The following is a 3,478-nucleotide window of genomic DNA, read 5'->3' on the forward strand; positions in this document are numbered from 1 at the left end:
GCACCGTGACGATCTCCGAGATCGTCCGGATGAAGCTCATGTCGTGCTCGACGACCATCAGCGAATGCTTGCCCTTCAAGGTCAGGAACAGCTCGGCCGTGCGCGCGGTCTCCTCATCGGTCATGCCCGCCACCGGTTCGTCGAGCAGCAGCAGCTTCGGGTCCTGCATCAGCAGCATGCCGATCTCCAGCCACTGCTTCTGCCCGTGGCTCAGGTTGCCGGCCAGGCGCAGCACGCTGTCCTCGAGATGGATGGTGTGCAGCACCTCGGCCAGCCGGTCGGCCTGCGCCGAGTCGAGCCTGAACATCATCGACGCCTTGACGCCCTTGTCGGTCTTGAGCGCCAGCTCGAGGTTCTCGAACACGGTCAGGTGCTCGAACACCGTCGGCTTCTGGAACTTGCGGCCGATGCCGGACTGGGCGATCTGCACTTCACTCATCTGCGTCAGGTCCAGGGTTTCACCGAACCAGGCCTTGCCGTGGCTGGGGCGGGTCTTTCCGGTGATCACGTCCATCAGCGTGGTTTTGCCCGCGCCGTTGGGGCCGATGATGCAACGCAATTCGCCGACGCCGATGTACAGGTTCAGATCGTTCAGCGCCTTGAAGCCATCAAAGCTGACGCTGATGTCTTCCAGGGTCAGGATGGTGCCGTGCCGCGTATTGAGGCCTTTGCCAGCGCGCTGGCCGAGACCGATCGTGTCGCGACTGGTGCCGGCGTCCTTGTTGGGTTCTACGGGAAAAAACGCCGGTTCGAGCATGAATTCACCAGTGGCCAGGGTTCTCATTGCTCACCTCTTTTTTTCAACAGACCGATCACGCCCTTGGGCAGATACAGGGTCACGACGATGAACAGTGCTCCGAGGAAGAACAGCCAGTATTCAGGGAAGGCCACGGTGAACCAGCTTTTCATGCCGTTGACCACCCCGGCACCGAGCAGCGGGCCGATCAGCGTGCCGCGACCACCCAACGCCACCCAGACCGCCGCTTCGATGGAGTTGGTCGGCGACATCTCGCTGGGGTTGATGATGCCGACTTGCGGCACGTACAACGCACCGGCCAGCCCGCACAACACGGCGCTCAATACCCAGACAAACAGCTTGAAACCCCGTGGATCGTAGCCGCAAAACATCAAGCGGTTTTCCGCGTCGCGCAACGCGGTCAGTACCCGGCCGAACTTGCTCTGCGCCAGTCGCCAGCCGATGTACAGGTTCGCCACCAACAACAGCACCGTGGCAAAAAACAGCACCGCGCGGGTGCCGGGTTCGGTGATGCCGAAGCCAAGAATCGTGCGGAAGTTGGTAAAGCCGTTGTTACCGCCAAACCCGGTTTCGTTGCGGAAAAACAGCAGCATCCCGGCGAAGGTCAGGGCCTGGGTCATGATCGAGAAGTACACGCCCTTGATCCGCGAACGGAAGGCGAAGAAGCCGAACACCAGCGCCAGCAAACCCGGCGCCAGCACCACCAGGCACAGGGTCCAGAGGAAACTGCTGGTGCCGGTCCAGAACCACGGCAACTCAGTCCACGACAGAAAGGTCATGAAGGCCGGCAAGCCATCGCCCGAGGCCTGGCGCATCAGGTACATGCCCATCGCATAACCGCCCAGGGCGAAGAACAGGCCGTGGCCCAGGGACAGCAAGCCGGCGTAGCCCCAGACCAGATCCAGTGCCAGGGCAACGATGGCGTAGCAGAGGATTTTGCCGACCAGGGTCAGGGTGTAGGCCGAGACATGCAGCGTGCTGTCTGCCGGCAACAGTGACAGCAACGGCAATGCCAGCAGTAAAACCAGGATCACCGCGCCGACGGCCATCGTGACTTTCGGGCCGGCCTTTTGCGAGGCTGTAATCATCAGTGGCTGATTCATCAGTCGATCACCCGTCCTTTGAGTGCGAAGAGGCCTTGCGGACGTTTCTGGATGAACAGAATGATCAGCGCGAGGATGAGGATCTTGCCGAGTACGGCACCGATTTGCGGTTCGAGAATCTTGTTGGCAATCCCCAGGCCAAAGGCGGCGAGCACGCTACCGGCCAGTTGCCCGACGCCGCCGAGCACCACCACCAGGAACGAGTCGATGATGTAGCTCTGGCCGAGGTCCGGGCCGACGTTGCCGATCTGGCTCAACGCGACGCCACCGAGGCCGGCAATGCCTGAACCGAGGCCGAAGGCGAGCATGTCCACGCGCCCCGTGGGCACGCCGCAGCAGGCGGCCATATTGCGATTCTGGGTAACGGCACGGACGTTCAGGCCCAGGCGCGTCTTATTCAGCAGCAGCCAGGTCAGCACCACCACAAACAAGGCGAAAGCAATGATGACGATGCGGTTGTACGGCAGCACGAGATTGGGCAATACCTGAATCCCGCCCGATAACCAGGCCGGGTTGGCCACTTCAACGTTCTGCGCGCCGAACACCAGGCGCACCAACTGGATCAGCATCAGGCTGATGCCCCAGGTGGCGAGCAGGGTTTCCAGCGGACGCCCGTAGAGATGGCGGATCACGGTACGTTCCAGCGCCATGCCGATGGCGGCGGTGACGAAAAAAGCCACGGGCAACGCGATCAATGGATAGAACTCGATGGCTTGCGGCGCGAAGCGCTGGAACAACAACTGCACCACGTACGTCGAGTAGGCGCCGAGCATCAGCATCTCGCCGTGGGCCATGTTGATCACGCCGAGCAGGCCGAAGGTGATTGCCAATCCGAGGGCGGCGAGCAGCAGGATCGAGCCCAGCGACATGCCGCTGAACGCCTGACCCAGTACTTCGCCGACCAGCAGTTTGCGTTTGACTTGAGCCAGGCTGGTTTCGGCAGCGATGCGCACATTCGCGTCGGTTTCGACACCGGGCTCCAGCAGGCTTTCCAACCGGGTGCGGGCCAGCGGGTCGCCGGTTTCGCCCAGCAGCCGCACGGCAGCCAGACGCACGGCCGGGTCGGCGTCCACCAGTTGCAGGTTGGCCAGGGCCAGGCTCAGGGCGGCGTGAACGCTTTCGTCCTGTTCACCGGCAAGTTGCTGGTCGAGGAATTTCAACTGCGCCGGTTTGGCGCTTTTCTGCAGTTGCTGCGCGGCGGACAGGCGAAGCTTGCTGTCGGCGGCGAGCAATTGGTGGCTGGCCAATGCGGTGTCGATCAGACCTCGCAGGCGGTTGTTCAGGCGCAGGGTTTTTGGCTGGCCATCGATAGTCAGTTCGCCTTGTTGCAGGGCGTTGATCAGTTCGATGCGGGCCGGGTCGGGTTGCGCGGCCCAGGCTTCCAGGAGTTTGGCTTGTTGCACGGGATTGGCTGCGACGAAGTCTTCGGCGTCGCCGGCATGAGCGGCCATCGGCAACAGCAGGGCGATGGCGAGGAACAATCGGTAGATGGCAGTGGGCATAAAGAGTCGCCTTGACGCGGACATTGTGGGAGCGGGCTTGCCCGCGATAGCGGTGGTTCAGTCACATTGATGTTGAATGTGCTGGCCTCATCGCGGGCAAGCCCGCTCCCACAGGG

General features: G+C 62.3%; 3 protein-coding genes. All 3 read right to left on the reverse strand.

The genetic code is table 11. The features are described from left to right. A partial coding sequence (gene urtD / locus ACRESJ_RS30210; protein ID WP_431761160.1) for an urea ABC transporter ATP-binding protein UrtD occupies window positions 1-784 on the reverse strand: 784 nt, incomplete at its 3' end. After that, window positions 781-1,806, reverse strand: coding sequence for an urea ABC transporter permease subunit UrtC (gene urtC / locus ACRESJ_RS30215; RefSeq protein ID WP_431761162.1), 1,026 nt, complete (start codon window positions 1,804-1,806; stop codon window positions 781-783). The genes urtC and urtD, both read right to left, overlap by 4 nt. Window positions 1,807-1,859: 53 nt before the next feature. Next, a complete protein-coding gene (gene urtB, locus ACRESJ_RS30220; RefSeq protein ID WP_431761161.1) occupies window positions 1,860-3,362 on the reverse strand; it encodes an urea ABC transporter permease subunit UrtB in 1,503 nt (500 codons plus the stop codon). Window positions 3,363-3,478: the final 116 nt, after the last annotated feature.

The sequence above is a fragment of the Pseudomonas sp. genome (genome assembly GCF_050739655.1).
Classification (GTDB): Bacteria; Pseudomonadota; Gammaproteobacteria; order Pseudomonadales; family Pseudomonadaceae; genus Aquipseudomonas.